2 pseudogenes are annotated in these 907 nt (G+C 62.1%); one reads left to right on the top strand and one right to left on the bottom strand.

Going from position 1 to position 907, the window contains the following annotated elements:
* Positions 1 to 401, top strand: a pseudogene (locus EOA85_RS36180) (reverse transcriptase domain-containing protein); the annotation flags it as partial.
* Between the two features lie 22 nt (positions 402 to 423).
* Here EOA85_RS36180 and EOA85_RS36175 read toward each other — a convergent pair.
* Positions 424 to 907 (bottom strand): annotated as a pseudogene (locus tag EOA85_RS36175) (hypothetical protein); the annotation flags it as partial.

Here is a 907-nt window from a genome sequence, read left to right as displayed (position 1 = left end):
CGTATATACCGAAGCCGGACGGACGGCAGCGTCCGCTCGCGATCGCTGCCCTTGAAGACAAGATTGTCCAAAGGGCGACGGCGGCGGTGCTGAACCAAAGCTACGAGGAAGACTTCCTCGGGTTCAGCTACGGGTTCCGACCGGAGCGCGGCCAGCATGATGCGCTTGACGCGCTTTATGTCGGCATCGCACAGCGGAAAGTGAACTATATTCTAGACGCCGACGTGGCCGGCTTTTTCGACGGAGTCAGCCAAGAGTGGCTCATCCGCTTCGTGGAGCACCGCATCGGCGACAAGCGCATCATCCGCCTGATCCGCAAATGGCTCAAGGCGGGTGTCCTGGAAGACGGGATCGTTACGGTCAGCGAAAGGGGAACGGGTCAAGGCTCGGTGATCACTCCCTGAAGGCAAAAGGTAACTTTTGTCAGCCGATGGCGATTTCCCGTTGGAAGGCGATGAAGCGTTGCCGGACGGCGGTATCGTCGTGTGCATCGGGAGCGAGTGGCGGATGATGACGGTATCGTCGTCGACCAAGACGTCTTTGACCAGCCAAGCGGACAATCCTCTGGCGGTCGCTGACGTCCAGCGATTGCGCCGATGCCCGTAATTTCTGGAGGAAGGCGGCCAGCGTCTCGGCGAGACGCAGGAATGTCATGCGATCGGCGGCCTGATCGCGGATCGCCTGCAATTCTGTGCGCATGGTCTGCTCGCGGGCACGCAATTCCGGCATGCGACGACGCAGTTCCTCCAGCGACAGGAGATCCTCCTGGTAGGCGGTCACCAGCCGTTCCATGCTCTTGCTGACGCGCACGCAGTCCCGTTCGAGAGCCTCTTGCCGCCGTTTCGTCGGCTCGGCCACACGGGCCGCGTCAAGACGCCGGTCGAGCTCGGCGCGGATCAGCGTGGGG

Source organism: Mesorhizobium sp. M5C.F.Ca.IN.020.29.1.1, from assembly GCF_003997375.1.
Classification (GTDB): Bacteria; Pseudomonadota; Alphaproteobacteria; order Rhizobiales; family Rhizobiaceae; genus Mesorhizobium; species Mesorhizobium wenxiniae.
Note: the sequence above shows the minus strand (reverse complement) of the source record. Positions and strands in the feature narration are given on the sequence as shown.